Raw genomic sequence first — 20,251 nt, 5'->3', positions numbered from 1 at the left:
CGTCAGGCAATCTGCGATTTTTCACTCGAACGTGTGTTTGGCGCAACCTTTCGAAACCAACTACCGTTGTCCAGCTAGGGAGACCATTCGAGAGGGGCCGACGTGACCACCACCGCAGACAGTGCCACCATCACTGCCCAGGACCGCTCCCAGAACCGATTCGAGCCGGTGCATGCCATGAATGACGCAGCCACGACCCCCGAGGGTCCCAAGCCCACGCGTTCGCTGCCCGGCCGACCTCCAGGGATCCGGGCCGACAGCTCCGGACTCACGGATCGGCAGCGGCGTGTCATTGAGGTGATCCGTGACTCCGTGCAGCGTCGGGGATACCCGCCGTCGATGCGCGAGATCGGTCAGGCGGTCGGGCTGTCCAGCACGTCCTCCGTCGCCCATCAGCTGATGGCGCTGGAGCGCAAGGGTTTCCTGCGCAGGGACCCCCACCGGCCCAGGGCCTACGAAGTGCGCGGCTCCGACCAGCCCAGCACTCAGCCGACCGACACGACCGGCAAGCCCGCCGCGTCGTACGTACCGCTGGTCGGCCGGATCGCGGCCGGCGGTCCGATCCTCGCCGAGGAGTCGGTCGAGGATGTGTTCCCGCTCCCCCGCCAGCTGGTCGGCGACGGCGAGCTGTTCGTACTGAAGGTCGTCGGCGACTCAATGATCGAAGCCGCGATCTGCGACGGGGACTGGGTGACCGTGCGCCGCCAGCCCGTCGCGGAGAACGGCGACATCGTGGCCGCCATGCTGGACGGCGAGGCCACGGTCAAGCGTTTCAAGCGGGAGAACGGCCATGTATGGCTGCTCCCGCACAACGCTGCGTACCAGCCCATTCCCGGTGACGAGGCGACGATCCTCGGCAAGGTGGTGGCGGTGCTGCGGCGGGTGTGACAGACCCGCCGGCTCTGGCCGGGCCCCGGGACCCACTGCGCCGGTCCCGGGGCCCTGCCATGTCGCCTCCATGCCCCCTGCCTGCCGCTCCCTGCCTGGTGACTGCTGGGGTTACAGGGCCATAGGTCCGGGTGAGTTACCTGCCGTCCGCCTTGGCAGCAGCATCGATCGCAGACAGCGAGCGCCGCACCTGGTTACGGTCCGTTGTGTACCAGAAGTCGGGCAGCGAGGCCCGCAGATAGCTGCCGTACCGCGCATTGGCCAACCGAGGGTCGAGTACGGCGACGACCCCGCGGTCGCCAGTGGCCCGCACGAGACGGCCCGCGCCCTGGGCCATCAGCAGGGCCGCATGCGTTGCGGCGACGGCCATGAAGCCATTGCCGCCTGCCTCCTCCACCGCCTTCTGGCGGGCACTCATCAGCGGATCATCGGGGCGGGGGAAGGGGATCCGGTCCATCACCACCAGCTGACAGCTGGCTCCCGGCACATCGACGCCCTGCCAGAGGGAGAGCGTGCCGAACAGGCAGGTCTCCTGGTCACCGGCGAACGTCTTGATCAGCTCGCCGAGGGTCTCCTCACCCTGGAGCAGGATCGGCTTGTCGAGCCTGCCGCGCAGCTCCTCGGCCGCGGCCTGGGCGGCTCTCATGGAGGAGAAGAGGCCGAGCGTGCGGCCCCCTGCCGCCTCCACCAGATCGGCGAGTTCATCCATCATGTCGCCGCGGGACCCTTCGCGGCCGGGCGTCGCCAGGTGGCGGGCGACATAGAGGATGCCCTGCTTGGGATAGTCGAAGGGCGAGCCGACGTCGAGTCCCTTCCACTGCGGGACGTCCTCGTCGGCCGTTCCTTCCGGGGCCAGGCCGAGCGACGCGCCCACCCCGTTGAAGTCGCCGCCGAGCTTGAGCGTGGCGGAGGTCAGCACCACCGAGCGTTCGGCGAAGAGCTTCTCGCGCAGCAGCCCGGAGACGGAGAGCGGAGCCACTCGCAGGGAGGCACCGAAACGGTCGTGGCGCTCGTACCAGACGACGTCGTACTCGGAGCCCTGCGTGATGCGCTCGGCGACATCATGAATGTTCTCGACGGCTGCGACGGCCTGCTTGCGTACGGCGTCCTCGTCCTGGACGGACTTGTCCCGTGTGGAGCCGAGGGCCGAGATGACAGTGCGGGCCGCATCGCGCAGCGCCATCAGTGCATACCCAAGATCCTCGGGGATCTCTTCGAGCCGGCCGGGGAGCGCAAGCTCCATCAGCCGCTCGAAGGTCTCGGCAGCGGTCTGCAGTGAGTCCGCGGCCTTCTCGTTGACCAGCTTGGCGGCGCGGCGCACAGCACGGTTGACCTGGCCGGCAGTGAGCTCGCCGGTGGCGACGCCGGTGACCCGGGAGACCAGCTCATGGGCCTCGTCGACGATCAGCACCTCGTGCTGCGGGAGCACCGGGGCACCCTCGATGGCGTCGATCGCGAGAAGTGCGTGATTGGTGACAACGACATCGGCGAGCTTGGCACGCTCGCGGGCGGCTTCGGCGAAGCATTCCGCGCCATACGCGCATTTCGATGCGCCGAGACACTCACGGGAGGAGACGGAGACCTGCGCCCAGGCCCGGTCGGATACCCCGGGGGTCAGATCGTCGCGGTCCCCGGTCTCGGTGTCGTCGGACCAGTCGCGCATCCGCAGCAGATCCTGACCGAGCTTACTGGTGGGTGCGGCGGCCTCGAACTGGTCGAAGAGGCCGTCCTCCTCTTCCTGTGGAACGCCCTCGTGCAGGCGGTGCAGACAGAGGTAGTTGGAACGCCCCTTGAGCATGGCGAATTCGGGCCTGCGGCGCAGCAGCGGATGCAGCGCGTCGACCGTACGCGGAAGATCACGCTCCACGAGCTGGCGCTGCAGGGCGAGGGTGGCCGTGGCCACGACGACGCGCTCCCCGTGCGCCAGGGCGGGGACCAGATAGCCGAGAGACTTTCCGGTGCCGGTACCGGCCTGGACCAGGAGATGGGAATTGTCGTCGACGGCTTCGGCGACGGCCTCGGCCATGGTGACCTGGCCGGGCCGCTCCACACCGCCGACGGCGGTCACGGCGGCGTGCAGGAGCTCGGGGAGGGATGGCTTCGTCATAGCCCGTCCACCCTACGGGGCACCACTGACAACGCGACCACACACCGGCTCATCAGGAGGGCCCCAGGGGGTTGGGGACGGTGCCGTGGACGGCAGCGTGGGGCCGCTCGGGACGGTCACGGTAGCCGTCGAGATGGAGCCGGTTGCGGTTGAGACAGAGGCGCTGGATACGCGGTGTGAGCAGGTCGAACATCTCGAAGCGGTCCTTGAGCTCCGGGAAACGGGCCTGATGGCGCAGAATCTCCGCCCGTACGAGCGAGAAGAACTGTTCCTCCGGTACGCCCAGTTGCTCCTCGCAGAGCGGTGCGAGGAAACGGAACACTCCCACGAAGAGCCCCGAGTGGATGAACTGCGTGAGAAAGGCGGGCTCCTCGCTGAGCAGGATCGCCCGTACGTCGTCGGGCATCGCGTCGTGTTCGGGCAGGGGCTGGGCGCTGACGTTCACATCGTCGACGAAGTCCTTGATCGCGAGACGAACCGGAACGTCCTGGTCGTCGTACACGACGATGGCGTTCTCGCCGTGCGGGGAGAAGACAGTGCCGTAGCGGTAGAGGTAGTGCAGCAGCGGGGGCAGCAGGGCAGAGAAGAGCCGCTGGAGCCAGACCGTGGGGGTGACTCCGGAACGGGCGACCAGCTCTGCGGTGAAGGCACGGCCCTGCGGGTCCGTGTGGAGGAGCGAAGCGAGTGTGCGGGCGCACTCGCCGGGGGCGAGGCGGGGCTGCAGCGGCTCGCGCCAGATCGCGCCGAGGAGTTCCCTGTACTGGTACGGCACCTCGGGGAGGTGGTCGTAGAGGGGGTGCTCGACGGTGACGGAGGCGACCTCACCGAGGAGGATCACGCCGCACTCGTCGCGCAGAAAGGGATCCCCGTCGCGCAGGCCGTGCACCCAGGCGGTGACGGCGGGGGCGGCGAGGGTTCGTTCGGTGGGGAGGCCGCGCCAGACCAGGGTGTTGAGGATGGACAGCGGCAGCTTGAGGGTGTGCCGGTCGGGGCGGTCCAGATTCACGAACGTACGGATGGACTGCTGAGGCAGTCGCATGTCGCCGTCGGGGGGCAGGGGAACGATGTCCCCGTGGGCGATGGCGGGGGCGAACAGGGGCAGGAGCACCTCGTCCCACTGCCAGGGGTGAACGGGGAGGAAGAGATACGTGTCGGGGTCGAGGCCCCTGGCGCGCAGCGCGGCGGCGAAGGACTCGCGTGCCGGAGCGTCCAGTTCGCGGGCGTACAGGTCCTCGGGGTCGGCAAGGCCGGCGACTCCGCGATAGGCCGCGAGGGTGGTGCTGACCGCGATCCACGGGAGGCTGGCTGCTCTGCGGGCCTCGGGTGACCAGAGTGCGGTGTCGATGGCGGAGAAGCCGATGCGGCCCTTGTTGAGGACGAGCCAGGGGTGTCCGGTCTGATGGCCTTCGAGTTCGGCGTAGCCGAGGTCGGCGAGCTCGGCCGCGGTCAGCGCCTTGTGATCGAGCCTGGTGTCGGAGGCGAGGGTGATCGTCAGCTCGCGCAGCAGATGGCCGAGGGTGGCTCCGTCGAGGGCGAGGAGACGGCGCGCCCGGGCGAGGAAGGCCAGCGGGTCGGAGAATGGACGGCCGCGGCAGGTGAGGGAGTCCGGATCGACGCGCCAGCTGCCGTACGCCCCGCGCCGGGCCCGGAAGGACAGGCTGCCGTCGTCGTCGAGCGCGAGGGTGTAGTGGCCATCGGCGGGAGTGCCGTGGGCGCCCGCCGGAGTGCAGTGTTCGCCCGCGAGGGTGCCGTGTTCGCCGGGGGCCGGGACGAGGACCGGCTCGATGATCTCTTCGTACGCGAACTCACCGAGCATCTTGGCGAGGAGGCGGCCGGCCGCCCGGTCCCAGACCTGCGGGTTCAGCCCGGGCGGGGTGAACGGGACCGCGGGCGGCTGCGCGGAGTCATGGGTGACAGGGGACTTCGGCACGGGGACTCCTCGTGTGGAACCGATGCGGGTCGAGCGGTGTAAGTAAGGCAGCGGGTCGTTCACAACACGGTGCGAAGGGCGCGGTCGCGGACCATGAGGGCGGCTTGCTTGTCGGGGAGGTCGAGTTCGGCGGAGTAGCGGAAGCCGGCGCTCAGGAAGGCTGATACGGAGGGGGTGTTGCGTAGATCGGGTTCGGCGATGACACGGGCGCACCGAGGCCGATTGTCGAGAACGAGGTCGGCGACGGCTTTGAGGAGGGTCGATCCTGTTCCCTTGCCGCGGTCGGTGACGCCGCCGATCAGGAGGTGGAGGCCAATGTCGTGAGGGCGGGCCGGATAGTGCCTGGCCAGTGGGTCGAGGTCGGCGCGGTAGATCTCGAAGTAACTCATGGGGACACCGCTCAGTGCCCCGAGACAGGGGATGCTGCGTCCGTCGCCGTCGAGCTGGGCGAGCAGATGGGCAGCGGTGACGGACTCGGGTCCCGCCAGTTCCCAGAAGGCAGCCACGGCAGGGTCGTTCATCCAGCGGCTGATCAGTGCCAGATCGCGGTCGATGCGTACGGGGACGAGCTGGAAGGCCCCGACCGGGGTGGTGACGGGGCCCCAGTAGGCGGGGTTGTCCAGCAGACCGCCGACGGTGTCGTTCGCCTGTGGGGCGAGGACCGGCTCGTCCTCCCCGAACAGCGCGAGGAGTTCGTCGGGAAGCTTCAGGTCCAGGGTGTCCTCAATGCCCCCGCCGGGCTCGGGGGTGAGACCGGCGCCAGTCTCGGCGTCGGTGCCGGTCCCGGTGCTCGCATCGGTGGGAGGCACGGTGGAGATCTCCTCTCGCAGTTCTGTCGGCTTGTGTTCTCTCAGGGACGAAGGGGGTTGGTGATGGTGACGTAGACGGACTGGGTGTCGACCGGGCCGACGAGTTCGTCGAGGCCGCGCAGCCGGGTGAGGAGGTTGGCCTTGGTCCGCAGGGTGGGCGCTTCGAGGAGTTGCGCGGGCAGTGGCGAGCCGAGGGCGGCAGTCGCCGTGAGGAACTGCCGGAAAGCGGCGATGAGTACGCGCTCGTCGGCGAGACGCTGCGCTCCGAAGGCTCCGATCAGACCGAGGACGTTGTTGATGCCGAGGTAGTAGGCGAAGCGCTCGTCGGTGACGTCGTCGGACACGAAGGTGTCGCTGATCGAGCCGATACCGGGAAGGCGGCGGTCGAGTTCCGCGCGGCGGGACTCGCGGAAGTAATAGCCCTGGTTGTCGCGGTAGCGGCCGCCGACGGGCCAGCCCTCGGGGTCGAGAATCACCAGGGTGTTCTGCTGGTGGGCTTCGAGAGCGATACCCGCTGCGGCGTCCAGCCACAGCACAGGGCGTACGACATGGCCGAGGTAGCGCAGGAACCACTCGGCTGCGACCGCACCGGTGGGCCGGCCGGTGCGCGCGGCGAGTCGGTCCACGATGTCGGCGAGACGCGAATGCATCCCTGTGCGACCGGGCCAGGGACGGGGTGCGGTCAGTCCCGCGATGCAGACGGCGTCGTCGCCGAGGCCGAACGGATTGTGGCGCAGCATGACGTCGAGGCCGGGCAGTGGTTCGCCGTCGGCGGTGTCGACGGCGAGCCAGGCGGGGTCGCGCACGATGTCGAAGCCGGGGTGAGCCGCTCGCCACTGCTCGGCGAGGCCGGTGCGGAGCAGGCGGTGAACCTCGACGCCGCGGTGGAGTTCCTTGCGGAGGTTCTCACGACGGGAGTTGGTGATGCGTAGGCCGAGGGACAGCTTGAGCATGGCCGGTGCGCCGGGACGGTGCACGGTACGGACCGAGGAGGTGGGGTGCCAGGGGTCCCCGTGAGGACCGAGGTCGTGCAGCAGACCGGCATCGAGGAGGGCGGCGACGGCAGGGCGGTGCTTCAGTTCGCGCGCCTGCCAGGGGTGCAGCGGCAAAGGGACTGTGTGGTCGGGGAGCTGGAGGTCCCCGCTGAGGCGGGCGGTGAGCTGTTCGGCGGGCAGGGCGCGTCCCTGTTCGGTCCACGCAGATTCGGCAGCCATGACGGACCGGTCCACGGCCATCCAGTGCAGCGGGAAGGAGCCGTGCAACTCGGGGGAGAAAAGCCGGATTTCGGCATCCGAGAGCTCTTCGCGGCTCTTGGGCGTCGGGTGCAGCGGGTGGCCGAGCAGGAGTGACTGCTCGGCGGTGAGAAAGAGGTCCGCCTCGGGCGTCGGGGCGGGGCGTTCGCGGCGGTCGGTGATGAAGCCGGCGGTGCGCCGTACGGAGTCGGCGACCCGGCCGACCAGGTCGGCTCCATCGGTCTGGCCGGCTTCTCTGCCGATGAGCGCGGCGACGGTGACGGCATCGGCGCCCGGTGCGTCGCGCAGCGCTCCCTCCAGTGCGGGCAGGCCGAAGCGGTGCCATCCGGTGGCCGACCAGTACCGGACGGGGACGAGAAGCGCGGTGCCGCTGGCGTGCAACGGGATGCGCAGGGTACTTCCGTCGGGCCTGGAGAGGTTGTTCTCCCGTACCCAGCAGCGGAGAAGATTCTCGACGGCCGCCGCGTCCGCCGCGCGGTGCGGGTCGGGATGGTCGAGGAGCTCGGCCGCTCTGGCGCCGGCGAGCCCGATTGCCGTGGGGGCGTGCTGTTCACCGTGGCCCCCCGTCTGTTGGCGGGGCACCGTCGCCGTCTCGACCGCAAAGGGGCCAAGAGTTCCGGACCCTCCTCGGTGGTGGGGGGTGGAACGGCCGTCGGCCTCGGGCGCATCGGGTGCGGGGGTGGGGTTCACGGAGGGGCTTCCTTGGGATGTTGTCCGCGGTCAGTACGACTGCCCGCTGTCGGTGCGGCGTTGCGTGGAGCGCTCGGCGGAGGCCAGGGCGTCGGCGAAGCGGTCGAGGACAGCCGCCGCCTGTTCATCGGTGAGAGTCAGAGGAGGGAGCAGCCGCACGACACCGGCCTGGCGTCCGCCGAGTTCGACGATGAGCCCGCGGTTCAGGCACTCCTGCTGGACGGCGGCGGCGAAGGCGGGTGCGGGCGGCGGGACCACGGCGTCGGGGGCGGCGGCGTCCGGATCGACGAGTTCGATGCCGATCATGAGGCCCCTGCCGCGTACGTCTCCGATGCCGGGGTGGGCCGCGGCCAGCCCCTGAAGCTGTCCCAGCATGCGCGCGCCGAGAGTCGCAGCGCGTTCGGCGAGCCGGTTCTCGCGTACGAACGCGAGGGTGGCGGCGCCCGCCGCCATGGCGAGCTGATTGCCGCGGAAGGTGCCGGCATGGGCACCGGGCTGCCAGGCGTCGAGTTCGGACCGGTAGACGATCACAGCCAGCGGAAGGGAGCCGCCGATCGCCTTGGAGAGCACCATGACATCGGGCACGACGCCACTGTGCTCGACCGCCCAGAAAGTGCCGGTCCGCCCGACTCCCGTCTGCACCTCGTCGGCAATCAGCGGGATGGAGCGAGCCGCCGTGATCTCACGCACCCTGCGCATCCACCCGTCGGGGGCCGGGATCACTCCGCCCTCCCCCTGCACCGGTTCCAGGATCATCCCGGCCGGTGCGGGAACGCCGCTCTTGGGGTCGTCGAGGAGGTTCTCGGTCCAGCGCGCGGAGAGTTCGGCACCGCGCTCGCCGCCGATGCCGAAGGGGCAGCGGTAGTCGTGGGGGAAGGGCAGCCGGGTCACCCGTACGTCCGTCGCACCGCCGGAGGCGTCGAGCGCACCGGCCGTCATCCCGTGGTAGGCGCCGGTGAAGGCGAGCAGGCCACTGCGGCCGGTCGCGGTGCGGACGAGCTTGAGGGCCGCCTCGACCGCGTCGGTGCCTGCGGGTCCGCAGAACTGGATGCGCGCGTTGTCGGCGAACTCCCGCGGCAGCGTGGAGAACAGCTCGGTGATGAACGCGTCCTTGACAGGTGTCGCGAGGTCGAGGACATGCAGCGGTGCACCCGAGTCGATGACCTTCCTGATTGCTTCCAGGACAACGGGGTGGTTGTGCCCGAGCGCCAGAGTCCCCGCGCCGGAAAGGCAGTCGAGGTACCGCCGCCCGTCCGCCCCCTCGATCGTCAGCCCTCGGGCCCGTACGGGAACAATGGGCAGCGAGCGCGCATACGTACGCGCTGCCGACTCGCGCAGGGACTGCCGACGCAGAATCCCCTCGTGCGCGGCGGGCAGCGCCACCGGAGCAGGTTCGGTCACGGCCACGGCTGTTGGTCCTCCAGCTGTAACAGTTGCGTTTCACATCGGCACAGCGCTCGTATCGCCACCAGCCAGGGCTGAAGGCTGACCGCGTGTCCCCCGTACGTACCAACGACGCCGGGAGCCGGGGATCACGGGCAGTCGGAAGATCCTTGCGGCCATCGGAACCGCGGACCTGCTGCGCGCCGTCCCCATCGGCACCGGCATAGTGGGGGCCGCACCCGGCTCCGAGCGCCACGGCCGGGGTGAGTAACGAGTACTGCAGTTCCGACGGTTCCGAAGCACTGAAGTCCCAGGGGGATCACGACATGCGACCCATTCGCCCGACGCTGGCAGCGGCCTCCATCGCCGCCGTGCTCGCGCTGGCTGCCACCGCCTGCGGTCCGAGCGAGGACAACGCGGGTGACAAGCCGAGCGCGCCCGCCAGCCAGTCCACCGACGGCAAAATCACCATCCCGGACGATCTCAAGGACCGGCTCAAGGAGCGCGGGATCGACCTGGACAAGTGGAAGGACGGCGAGTGGAAGAACTGGGACAGGGACAAGTGGCTGCGTGAGGCGAAGGACTTCGTCAACCCGATCATCGAGGACCTCTGGGACCCGGACCGGATGCGCGAGGCCGAGCAGCCCCCCGAGAAGCCTGTCGACAACGACATCTCGGGCGACGAGGGTGTCACCGACCCGACGCCCGCGCCCGTCGACGCGCAGGCCGTGAACGCTCCGTACCACTCCAGCGCCGCCGAGGCCGGCAAGGTCTTCTTCGACGGCCCGCAGGGTTCGATGGTCTGCTCCGCGACCGTGGTGAAGGACCCGGCCAACCCCGGCAAGTCCAACATGGTGTGGACCGCGGGCCACTGTGTGCACGCCGGCAAGAGCGGCGGCTGGTACCGCAACATCGCCTTCGTGCCGTCGTACAACAACAGCGCCCTGTCCGTCCCCGAGCTGGAGAAGGCGCCCAAGGAGCAGGTCGCTCCGTACGGCGTGTGGTGGGGCGACTGGGCGCAGACCTCCGAGCAGTGGATCTCCCAGGGTGCCGCGACCGGCGGCCAGGGCGCTCCCTTCGACTTCGCCGTGATCCACGTGACCCCCGAGAAGGGCGGGACCGGCAAGTCGCTCGAGGAGACGGTCGGTTCGGCGCTTCCGGTGGACTTCAGCGCCCCGGCCGTGCCGAAGATCGGCAACATGACCGCCACCGGCTACCCGGCGGCGCCGCCGTTCGACGGCCAGAAGCTCTTCCAGTGCGCCGACAAGCCGGGCCGGCTGTCCCTCAAGGCCAGTGACCCGACGATGTACCGCATCGGCTGCACCATGACCGGCGGTTCCTCCGGCGGCGGCTGGGTGGCCAAGGGCCAGGACGGCAAGCCCGCCCTGGTGTCCAACACCTCCATCGGCCCGGTGACGGCCGGCTGGCTGGCCGGCCCGCGTCTGGGCGACGAGGCCAAGGGCGTCTACAACGCGGTCAGCAAGAAGTTCGCGGGCCAGTAGTCACAGCACGCACCGATGGAAGGACAGGGGCCTGCGGCCGGTCGGCCGAGGGCCCCTGTCGCCTTCCTCGTGGAGACTCCGTGCAGGTAGAGCCCTTCTCAACTGCACAGCTCCGCGCCCCGCATAGAGTGGTGCCGCAGCAAGGGGCGGCCCCGGAAGGCCACCCTTTCGCGTGACACGCTCATGGCAAATTGCGCCGCAGTTGCACCGTGCAGGTCGCACTGCAGATCGCGCTCATGGCCCTCACGCGTATGGCATCACGCTGATGCACGACGGTTCATGGCACATATCCACAGCACTTCAGGGGGAATCGTTTCCATGCGTTCCATACGTCCGTTGCTGGCTGCCACCGGCGTCGCCGCGGCCCTCGCGCTGACGGCGACGGCCTGTGGCCCGAGCGACGACAAGGCGGCTGCCGACGCCGCCTCTTCCAGTCCTGCCGCGGACAACGGCGGTGCGGACAACGGTGGCGCCGGCCTTCCCGCCGATCTGGCCGACAAGCTCAAGGAGCACGGTGTCGACCCGGAGAAGTGGAAGAACGGCGAGTGGAAGAACTGGGACAAGGACAAATGGCTGCGTGAGGCCAAGGACTTCGTCAACCCGGTGATCGACGGCCTGTGGAAGCCGAAGCGGATGACGACGGCCAAGGCTCCGACGAAGACGCTCGCGGCCGGCGACATCTCGGGCGACCAGGACGTCACCGACCCGGAGCCCCGCCCGGTCCAGGCCGTGGCGGAGAAGAAGCCGTACCACCAGAACGCGGCGCCGGTCGGAAAGGTCTTCTTCGACGCCCCCGAGGGCTCGATGGTCTGCTCCGCCACCGTCATCAAGGACCCCAAGAACCCAGGCAAGTCCAACATGGTGTGGACCGCGGGCCACTGCGTCCACGCGGGTAAGGCGGGCGGCTGGTACCGCAACATCGCCTTCGTCCCCGCCTACAACGACACGGGCAAGTCCCCCGCTGCGCTGGAGACCGCGCAGCCGCAGGAGGTCGCTCCGTACGGCCTCTACTGGGCCGACTGGGTCTCGACCTCCGGTGAGTGGATCAGCCAGGGAGGTCCGACGGGCGGCACGGGCGCTCCGTACGACTATGCCGTGATGCATGTGAAGCCGGAGAAGGGCACCAAGTCTCTGGAGGAGACGGTGGGCGTCGCCCTCGACGTCAAGTTCGATGCTCCCGAGGCGAAGGACATCAGCGCGATGGGTGCCTGGGGCTACCCGGCTGCCCCGCCGTACGACGGTGCGATCATGCACAAGTGCGTCGACCGTCCCGGCCGTCTGTCGATCGCTCCCGGTACGCCGACGATGTGGCGCATCGGCTGCACGATGACCGGCGGTTCCTCCGGTGGCGGCTGGTTCGCCGAGCAGCCGGACGGCAAGCTGGCGCTGGTCTCCAACACCTCCATCGGCCCGGTCACCTCGGGCTGGCTGGCGGGTCCGCGCCTGGACGCGGGCGCCCAGCAGATCTACACGATGATGAGCGACAAGTTCGCAGGCCGCTGAGCCTGTTGGACCCGTGGGACGTCGCGCAGCCGGAAGGCCCGCCCCTTCTCGATGAGGGGGCGGGCCTTCCGCCGTGTTCGGTTCAGCGACCGGTGGTCAGCTGGCCACCAGTACATACGGAGCCAGCGCCGAGGCCAGCTCCTCATGCACCCGTGCCTTGAGCAGCGTGCCCTCCGTGGTGTGCTCCTCGGAGATCACCTCGCCCTCGGCGTGCACCCGGGAGACCAGACCGCCCTGGGTGTACGGCACAAGCGCCTCGATCTCGACCTTCGGCCGCGGCAGTTCGGCATCGATCAGCGCGAGCAGCTCGTCGATCCCCCTGCCGGTCCGCGCCGACACCGCGATCGCGTGCCGCTCGAGGCGCAGCAGTCGCTGCAGGACGAGCGGATCGGCCGCGTCCGCCTTGTTGATCACCACGATCTCGGGCACGTCCAGGGCGCCCACATCGCGGATCACCTCGCGCACGGCGGCCAGCTGCTCCTCCGGCGCCGGGTGCGATCCGTCCACCACATGCAGGATCAGGTCGGAGTCGCCGACCTCCTCCATCGTGGAGCGAAACGCCTCGACGAGGTGGTGCGGCAGATGCCGTACGAACCCGACGGTGTCGGCGAGGGTGTAGAGCCGGCCACTGGGCGTTTCGGCCCTGCGGACGGTGGGATCCAGGGTGGCGAACAGTGAGTTCTCCACCAGGACGCCGGCGCCCGTGAGGCGGTTGAGCAGTGAGGACTTTCCGGCGTTGGTATAGCCGGCGATCGCGACCGAGGGCACCTTGTTGCGCCGGCGTTCCTGCCGCTTGATCTCGCGGCCGGTCTTCATCTCCGCGATCTCCCGGCGCATCTTCGCCATCTTCTCGCGGATCCGGCGCCGGTCCGTCTCGATCTTGGTCTCACCGGGACCACGCGTGGCCATGCCGCCACCGCCGCCGCCGCCCATCTGCCGGGACAGCGACTGACCCCAGCCGCGCAGCCTCGGCAGCATGTACTGCATCTGTGCCAGGGCGACCTGTGCCTTGCCCTCTCGGGACTTGGCGTGCTGGGCGAAGATGTCGAGGATCAGGGCCGTGCGGTCGACGACCTTGACCTTGACGACGTCCTCGAGATGGATCAGCTGGCCGGGGCTGAGCTCACCGTCGCAGACGACGGTGTCGGCCCCGGTTTCGAGCACGATGTCACGCAGCTCCTGCGCCTTGCCGGAGCCGATATAGGTGGCGGAATCGGGCTTGTCACGACGCTGGAAGACGCCGTCGAGCACCAGCGCGCCGGCCGTCTCGGCAAGCGCCGCAAGCTCTGCGAGGGAATTTTCCGCGTCCTGCATTGTCCCCGAGGTCCATACACCGACCAGCACCACACGCTCCAGGCGCAGCTGGCGGTACTCGACCTCGGTGACGTCCTCGAGCTCGGTGGAGAGACCCGCCACCCGCCGCAGTGCGGCGCGCTCGGAGCGGTCGAGCTGGTCGCCGTCCCGCTCTCCGTCGATCTCGTGGCTCCAGGCGACGTCCTCTTCCATCAGGGCATCGGCCCGAAGGCTCTCGGTGCGCGTCTCCGCGAAGCTCTGCTCGTCCTGGGAAGGGGATGAAGAGGAGGTCATTGGATCCTTACGTCGATGGGAAACTCGATGAGAAAATGCCGGAGAAAATCCGGTACGCCAGTCACAACGCGTAATGGAACCGGATGATTCCCGAGAGGGACACCGGCGCCGGCCGCGTCGCCGACCCCTTGATGGTCGCACGGCCCTGCTGGGGCCGTCATCCCAGTTTCAGGGGGCTGTGGAGGCCGTGGGAGCCGCCCTGCGCCACTCGGGGTGCCCGGGCATTGCCGGTGTCCGCTGCCCGTACAGCCATCCCTTGAAGAACGCCGTCAGGTCACGCCCCGCGATTCGCGCCGCGAGCGAGGTGAAGTCCTGGGTGCTCGCCGTCCCGTCCGCGTGCAGGTGCACCCACTGTCGCTCCAGCCGCTCGAAGGCGCTCTTTCCGATCTCCTGTCGCAGCGCGTACAGAACCAGCGAGCTGCCGTCGTACAACACCGGCCGGAAGAGGCTGATCTTCTGGCCCTGCTCCGGCGGGGCAGGAGCCGCCGGCGGTCCGCCCGCCGCCCGCCACCGGTCGGACTGCCTGTACGCGGCACGCATCCGCTCCTCCAGCGACTGCTGCGCCTTCTCCTCCGCGTACACCGCCTCGTACCAGCTGGCATGCCCTTCGTTCAGCCACAGATCCGACCAGGTGCGGTGGGTGACGCTGTTACCGAACCAGTGGTGTGCGAGCTCGTGCACCATGACCGAGTCGATGTACCACTCCGGGTAGGCGTCGTTCGCGAACAGCCCGCGCTCGAAGAGCGAGAGCGTCTGTGTCTCCAGCTCGTAGCCGGTCTCGGCGTCGGCGATCAGCACTCCGTACGTCTCGAAGGGATAGGGGCCGACCTTCTGCTCCATCCACTCCAGGTGGCCGGGCGTTCTCTTCAGCCAGGGTTCGAGCTTCGTGCGGTCCGCGGCGGGCACCACATCGCGTAGGGGCAGGCCGTGCGGTCCCTGGCGGTTGATGACGGCCGAGCGGCCGATCGACACCTGGGCCAGCTCGGTGGCCATGGGGTGGGCGGTCCGGTAGGTCCAGGTGGCGGCGGTGCCGGCCGCGGCCTTCGCCACCCGCACCCCGTTGGCCACCACCGTCAAGTCCTTGGGCGCGGTGACACGGAAGGTGAAGTACGCCTTGTCGGCCGGGTGGTCGTTGGACGGGAATACCCGGTGCGCGGCGTCGGCCTGGTTCGCCATCACCAGTCCGTCGCCGGTACGGACCCATCCCCCTGTGCTCGGTCGGCCTGTCGGGTCACTGGTGTGCGTGACCGTGATCTGCATCCGTGAGCTCTGCGGGACGGCGTCGGCCGGGTCGATGACCAGGTCCTCTCCGGCGGTCGCGAACTCGGCGGGCCTGCCGTTCACCTCGACCGTACGGACAGTGCCGTGCGCGAAGTCGAGATTGACGCGGTCCAGCCGCCGCGTCGCCTGTGCGTCGATCCTTGTGACGGCGTCCAGCGGCTTGCTGTTGCTGCCGCGGTAGGTGAAGCCGATGTCGTACGCGAGGACGTCGTAGCCGGGATTGCCCAGCTGAGGGAAGAGGGCATCGCCGATGCCGAGCGGTGTGGGCGGGGGAAGGACCGCGGCAACGAGGGTGGCCGAGGCGGCGGCCAGCAGGGCGGCACGCAAGCGGCGCCGAGAGGTGTGGAGCATGCACTACGGCTATCAGCGCGCCCGGCGCGGGCCGTGATGCCGCGCGCCCGCACCACCCGAACGAGGTCAGGTGGTGGCCGCCGGATGCTGGGTGCGGCTCACGTCGTACACCCCTGGCACATCACGCATGGCACGCATCAGGGCGGGAAGACCCGCGGCGTCCGGGAGTTGCAGGGTGTACGTGTGCCGTACGCGCTGCTCGCTGGGCGGCTCGACGGTGGCCGAGACGATGGCCGCCCCCTGAGTGGCGATGGCCTCGGTGAGGTCGGCCAGCAGGCGCGGGCGGCCGAATGCCTCGGCGACCAGGGAGACCCGGCACTCTGCGGCGTCGCCCCAGCTCACGGCGATGGGCTCGCGGTCCAGGGCCTTCATCCGGTCAACGGCGGGGCATCCCTCGCGGTGGACGGTCACGGCGCCGCCGCGTACCGCGAAACCGGTGACAGCGTCGGGCGGCACCGGCGTACAGCAGCCCGCGAGCCGCACGGTCGCGTCCGGCAGGTCGACAACGGCGTTGGCGGCGGCCGGGCGGCCGACGGTGAACGGGGCGGGTCTGCGGGGGGCGGCCGCGGGGACTTTCGCGCCCTCCGGGTGCGCCTCGAGCCAGCCGGCGATGGCGATGCGCGCGGCGGGGGTACGGGCATGGTCGAGCCAGTCCGGGGAGGGTCCGGACGTGGTGTCCTGGGCGAGCAGCAGGTGCACCGTGTCGCCGTCGCGCAGCACCGTACTCAGCGTCGCCAGACGGCCGTTGACGCGGGCGCCGATGCAGGTGTGCGCCTGATCGCCGTACTGCGCGTACGCGGCGTCCACACAGCTCGCGCCGGCCGGCAGCCCGAGGGCGCCGCCGTCGGCGCGGAAGACGGTGATCTCACGGTCCTGCGCCAGATCCGCGCGCAGGGAGATCCAGAAGGTGTCGGGGTCGGGGGTGGACTGCTGCCACTCCAGGAGGCGGGAGAGCCAGCCGGGCCGCGTCGGGTCCTCGCGCTCGCCGTCGGCCGGTTCCGCCCCTTCGGCGGTGGTGACGGGCATCACGGGTGCGTACGGATTGCCGAGCGCGATCACTCCGGCCTCGGCGACCTTGTGCATCTGGTGTGTACGGATGAGGACTTCGGCGACGGCGCCGTCCGGTCCTGCGACGGCGGTGTGCAACGACTGGTACAGGTTGAACTTGGGGGCCGCGATGAAGTCCTTGAACTCGGAGATCACCGGGGTGAAGCAGGTGTGCAGTTCGCCGAGGACGCCGTAGCAGTCGGCGTCCTCGCCGACCAGCACGAGCAGCCTTCCGAAGTCCGTGCCGCGCAGCTCGCCGCGTTTGAGCCGGGCGCGGTGCACGGAGACGAAATGCCGGGGTCTGATGAGGACTTCGGCCGCGATGCCGGCATCCCGCAGGACCGCCCTGAAGTCCACCGCGATGGCGGCGAGCGCGTCGCAGGCGGTGGCGTTCTCTGCGATGACCGCGCGGGTGCGCTCGTACTCCTCCGGGTGCAGGATCGCGAAGACCAGATCCTCCAGTTCGGACTTGAGCGCCTGTACGCCGAGCCGTTCGGCGAGCGGAATGAGTACGTCGCGGGTGACCTTGGCGATCCTGGCCTGTTTCTCGGGCCGCATCACGCCGAGGGTGCGCATGTTGTGCAGCCGGTCGGCGAGTTTGATCGACATCACCCGGACGTCGTTGCCGGTGGCGACGAGCATTTTGCGGAAGGTCTCGGGCTCGGCGGCCGCGCCGTAGTCGACCTTCTCCAGCTTGGTGACGCCGTCGACCAGATAACAGACCTCGGCGCCGAACTCCCTCCGGACCTGATCAAGTGTCACCTCCGTGTCCTCGACGGTGTCGTGGAGGAGAGAGGCGGTCAACGTGGTCGTTTCCGCGCCCAGTTCGGCGAGGATCAGGGTGACGGCGAGCGGATGCGTGATGTACGGCTCGCCGCTCTTGCGGGACTGTCCGCGGTGGGAGGACTCTGCCAGGACGTAGGCCTTGTGGAGGATGGTGAGGTCGGCGTCGGGGTGGTGCGCGCGATGCGCCTCGGCGACATGGCCGATCGCGTCGGGCAGCCGGTCCCGGGCCGCGGGGCCCATCAGTGCGGCGCGGCCCAGCCTGCGGAGGTCGATCCTGGGACGGCCGCGCCTGCGGCTGTGGGCACCTGGGTTGGTGGCCTCTGCACTCATGGGGCACCTCCGGCAGCTTCGACCGGCGGTGGAAGGGCAGGCATGCCCTCCGGGCCGGTGCTTGATGCTACCGAGCCCACCACGTGGCGCAGTCCGGCTCTCGCTCAGCGTGAACCGGATCACCCATTCGAGCGAAGCTCTATGCGATCACGGTTTCGGGCTGTACGAGGAGAGCGGGATCGATGTACCCCTCGGCGACGATGACGGCCGGTCCTGTCATCTCGATCTCACCGTCCGGCCGCTCCGTGATCAGCAGACGCCCGCCGGGAAGATCCACGGTGTAGGTGACAGGGACGCCGGTGACCGAGGGGTCGTCGCCGTCCCTGCGGGCCGCTGCGACGGCGACGGCGCACGCGCCCGTGCCGCAGGAGCGGGTCTCGCCGGAGCCACGCTCGTGCACGCGCATCGCGACATGCCGCTCGCCGCGGTCGACGACGAATTCGACGTTCACCCCGTCCGGGTAGACCGAGGCCGGGGTGAACGGCGGCATCGTGAACAGGTCACCCGCGTGGTCCAGGTCCTCGACGAAGGCGACCGCGTGCGGATTGCCCATGTTCACGTTCCTGGCAGGCCAGCTGCGGCCGTCGACGGCGACCGTGACACCGGCCTCGGGGAGCAGCGCCCGGCCCATGGAGACCGTGATGTCTCCGTTCGAGTCCTTGGCGATGTGCACCTTCTTGACACCACCGCGGGTCGCCACGGTGAGGTCTCCGGCCTCGACATGGCCGACGCGCTGGAGGTAGCGGGCGAAGACGCGTACGCCGTTGCCGCACATCTCGACGATCGAGCCGTCGGCGTTGCGGTAGTCCATGAACCACTCGGCCTCGTCCGCCATGAGCTGCGCCTCGGGGTGCGCCGCGGACCGTACGACGTGCAGCAGACCGTCACCGCCGATGCCGGCCCGGCGGTCGCAGAGCCGGGCGACAGTGGAGGCGGGCAGCTCGACGGCGTTGTCCGGGTCGGGGACGATCACGAAGTCGTTCTCGGTCCCGTGACCCTTGAGGAAGGCGATCGGCGCGGTGTGCGGTGCGGTCTGGGCGGTCTGCGAGGTGCTCACGTCGTCCATCGTACGAGGACGGTCCGACAGTCTGCGGAGGCGGGCGCCGGAGAAGAACGGGATGGGCGAAAGCGGGCGCCGACGGGACGGAGCCGGGAGCCAGGGTTCAGCGGAGGCGGGCCACTCGCCAGACGGCGAGCCCGACCAGCAACGCGCCCACGCCGACGTACAGGGCGATGACGCGCCAGTCGGGCCGCTCTCCGGAGCCGCGGGGCGGCAGGCCGGGCCAGGTGTGGCCGACGCGTCGGGCGGCCATCACACCCCAGCCCGCGGCGCAGCAGCTGATCAGCAGCCCCAGCATGGCGACGACCGCTCCGCCGTCGCCGGTGCCGAAGGCGAGGGGGAAAGCGAACATCAGGGAGCCGACCGCGGCCAGTCCCACGATGGGGGCGAGCTGCCAGATCCGCAGCCGTCGCTGCGGGCGCAGTTCGACCTCCACCTCGTCCGCGGTCAGGTCCTGGTCGTCAGGACCGTCCGGACTCAGCCGGGACGCGCTCTCCGCTGCGTCCCTTCTGTCCTGTTCTCTGTCGCGAGGGCCGGCCTCCATCGCCACGCGCCCTCCCAATTCGGACTCCACTGGTCGATCGATGCTCGATGATGGCACGCTCCCGGGTGCCGGAATGACGGCCAGGGCGTCCCGATGCCATCACGTGATCAGGCTGTGACCGCTCGTTCGACCAACGCCAGCGCCAGGTGCGGAAGTTCCCCCCGGTGCTCAGCCGCTCCACTCAGCCAGTGCACCCGCGGGTCGCGCCGGAACCAGGAGTCCTGGCGGCGCGCGAAGCGCTTGGTGGCGCGCACGGTCTCCTCGCGCGCCTCTTGGTCGCTGCACTCCCCCGCGAGCGCCGTGAGCACCTGCTGGTACCCGAGCGCGCGCGAGGCCGTGCGCCCCTCGCGCAGGCCCTGCGCCTCCAGTGCGCGCACCTCGTCGACGAGGCCCGCTCCCCACATCCGGTCCACGCGCAGCGCAATGCGCTCGTCAAGCTCGGGACGGGCGACATCGACACCGATCTGGACGGTGTCGTACACGGCGTCATGACCGGGGAGGTTTGCGGTGAAGGGCTTGCCGGTGATCTCGATGACCTCGAGCGCCCGGACGATGCGCCGGCCGTTGCTGGGGAGGATGGCCTTCCCGGCCTCCGGGTCCGCGGCGGCGAGCCGGGTATGCAGGGCTCCGGAGCCGTCTGCCGTCAGCTCCTCCTCGAGCCGGGCACGCACCTCGGGGTCGGTGCCGGGAAATTCGAGGGCGTCGATGGCGCCGCGCACATAGAGCCCGGAGCCCCCGACGAGGACGGGTGTACGACCTTCGGCCAGCAACCGGTCGATCTCCGCCCTGGCCAGCTTCTGGTACTCGGCAACGCTCGCGGTCTCGGTGACGTCCCAGATGTCGAGCAGCTGGTGCGCGATACCGCCGCGTTCGTCGGCCGTCAGTTTGGCGGTGCCGATATCCATCCCCCGGTAGAGCTGCATGGAGTCGGCGTTGACGACTTCACCACCCAACCGCTGGGCAAGGAAGACCCCCAGATCGGACTTTCCGGCTGCGGTGGGACCGACGACGGCGATGACCCGCGGTGCGGGAGCTGCTGTTCTCACTGCCCCAGTCTCGCAAACCTCAGGACGCGTCCCCGAACGAGCGAGGTAACGGCACAGGGGCGGGTTCGTTGGCTGTTGCGAGGTTTCGAGCGCCGGTTGTGGACCGGGGCCCGCGGGCGGCGCAATGGGACGCTCCGGGCGGCGCGGGACTTCG

14 protein-coding genes are annotated in these 20,251 nt (G+C 69.7%); 3 read left to right on the top strand and 11 right to left on the bottom strand.

What is annotated here, in order from left to right; genetic code table 11:
• Nucleotides 1-102 precede the first annotated feature (102 nt).
• A complete protein-coding gene (lexA, locus tag OG883_RS07850) occupies nt 103-888 on the top strand; it encodes a transcriptional repressor LexA (protein WP_142213283.1) in 786 nt (261 codons plus the stop codon).
• 136 nt (nt 889-1,024) lie between these two features.
• Here lexA and OG883_RS07845 read toward each other — a convergent pair whose 3' ends face one another.
• From OG883_RS07845 to OG883_RS07825, 5 genes are read right to left on the bottom strand one after another with little or no spacing between them, the layout of a single operon-like run.
• The gene (locus OG883_RS07845) at nt 1,025-2,995 is read right to left on the bottom strand and encodes an ATP-dependent DNA helicase (RefSeq protein ID WP_266536819.1); all 1,971 of its coding nucleotides are present in this window, start codon (nt 2,993-2,995) and stop codon (nt 1,025-1,027) included.
• A 52-nt stretch (nt 2,996-3,047) separates the two neighbouring features.
• A complete protein-coding gene (locus OG883_RS07840; protein ID WP_266536816.1) occupies nt 3,048-4,925 on the bottom strand; it encodes an IucA/IucC family siderophore biosynthesis protein in 1,878 nt (625 codons plus the stop codon).
• A 59-nt stretch (nt 4,926-4,984) separates the two neighbouring features.
• On the bottom strand, nt 4,985-5,734 hold the full coding sequence (locus OG883_RS07835; protein ID WP_266536814.1) for a GNAT family N-acetyltransferase: 750 nt from the start codon (nt 5,732-5,734) through the stop codon (nt 4,985-4,987).
• A gap of 41 nt (nt 5,735-5,775) precedes the next feature.
• Entirely contained in the window at nt 5,776-7,677 is a 1,902-nt protein-coding gene (locus tag OG883_RS07830) for an IucA/IucC family siderophore biosynthesis protein (protein WP_266536811.1), read from the bottom strand.
• Nucleotides 7,678-7,707: 30 nt separating this feature from the next.
• A complete protein-coding gene (locus tag OG883_RS07825) occupies nt 7,708-9,084 on the bottom strand; it encodes a diaminobutyrate--2-oxoglutarate transaminase family protein (RefSeq protein ID WP_266536809.1) in 1,377 nt (458 codons plus the stop codon).
• Between the two features lie 302 nt (nt 9,085-9,386).
• Between OG883_RS07825 and OG883_RS07820 the strand changes: the two genes are divergently transcribed.
• Both OG883_RS07820 and OG883_RS07815 read left to right on the top strand, forming a co-directional pair.
• Nucleotides 9,387-10,562 (top strand): serine protease, encoded by a 1,176-nt coding sequence (locus OG883_RS07820; RefSeq protein ID WP_266536806.1) that lies wholly within the window; start codon nt 9,387-9,389, stop codon nt 10,560-10,562.
• Nucleotides 10,563-10,880: 318 nt separating this feature from the next.
• Entirely contained in the window at nt 10,881-12,065 is a 1,185-nt protein-coding gene (locus OG883_RS07815; RefSeq protein ID WP_266536803.1) for a serine protease, read from the top strand.
• A gap of 96 nt (nt 12,066-12,161) precedes the next feature.
• Here the strand turns inward: OG883_RS07815 and hflX are convergent, their stop codons facing one another.
• From hflX to miaA, 6 genes are all read right to left on the bottom strand, one after another.
• Nucleotides 12,162-13,652, bottom strand: coding sequence for a GTPase HflX (hflX, locus tag OG883_RS07810; RefSeq protein WP_266536800.1), 1,491 nt, complete (start codon nt 13,650-13,652; stop codon nt 12,162-12,164).
• 168 nt (nt 13,653-13,820) lie between these two features.
• The gene (locus OG883_RS07805) at nt 13,821-15,284 is read right to left on the bottom strand and encodes a M1 family metallopeptidase (RefSeq protein WP_266536798.1); all 1,464 of its coding nucleotides are present in this window, start codon (nt 15,282-15,284) and stop codon (nt 13,821-13,823) included.
• A 66-nt stretch (nt 15,285-15,350) separates the two neighbouring features.
• Entirely contained in the window at nt 15,351-17,447 is a 2,097-nt protein-coding gene (locus OG883_RS07800; protein ID WP_266536796.1) for a bifunctional (p)ppGpp synthetase/guanosine-3',5'-bis(diphosphate) 3'-pyrophosphohydrolase, read from the bottom strand.
• 139 nt (nt 17,448-17,586) lie between these two features.
• Nucleotides 17,587-18,513, bottom strand: coding sequence for a diaminopimelate epimerase (gene dapF / locus OG883_RS07795; RefSeq protein ID WP_266536793.1), 927 nt, complete (start codon nt 18,511-18,513; stop codon nt 17,587-17,589).
• Nucleotides 18,514-18,610: 97 nt separating this feature from the next.
• Nucleotides 18,611-19,051, bottom strand: coding sequence for a hypothetical protein (locus OG883_RS07790; protein ID WP_266541341.1), 441 nt, complete (start codon nt 19,049-19,051; stop codon nt 18,611-18,613).
• A gap of 107 nt (nt 19,052-19,158) precedes the next feature.
• Nucleotides 19,159-20,097 carry a tRNA (adenosine(37)-N6)-dimethylallyltransferase MiaA gene (gene miaA / locus OG883_RS07785; RefSeq protein ID WP_266536790.1) on the bottom strand — a complete coding sequence of 313 codons (939 nt, stop codon included), beginning with the start codon at nt 20,095-20,097 and terminating at the stop codon, nt 19,159-19,161.
• Between the last annotated feature and the right edge of the window lie 154 nt (nt 20,098-20,251).

Origin of the sequence: Streptomyces sp. NBC_01142, assembly GCF_026341125.1 — a bacterium.
Lineage (GTDB): Bacteria > Actinomycetota > Actinomycetes > Streptomycetales > Streptomycetaceae > Streptomyces.
Note: the sequence above shows the minus strand (reverse complement) of the source record. Positions and strands in the feature narration are given on the sequence as shown.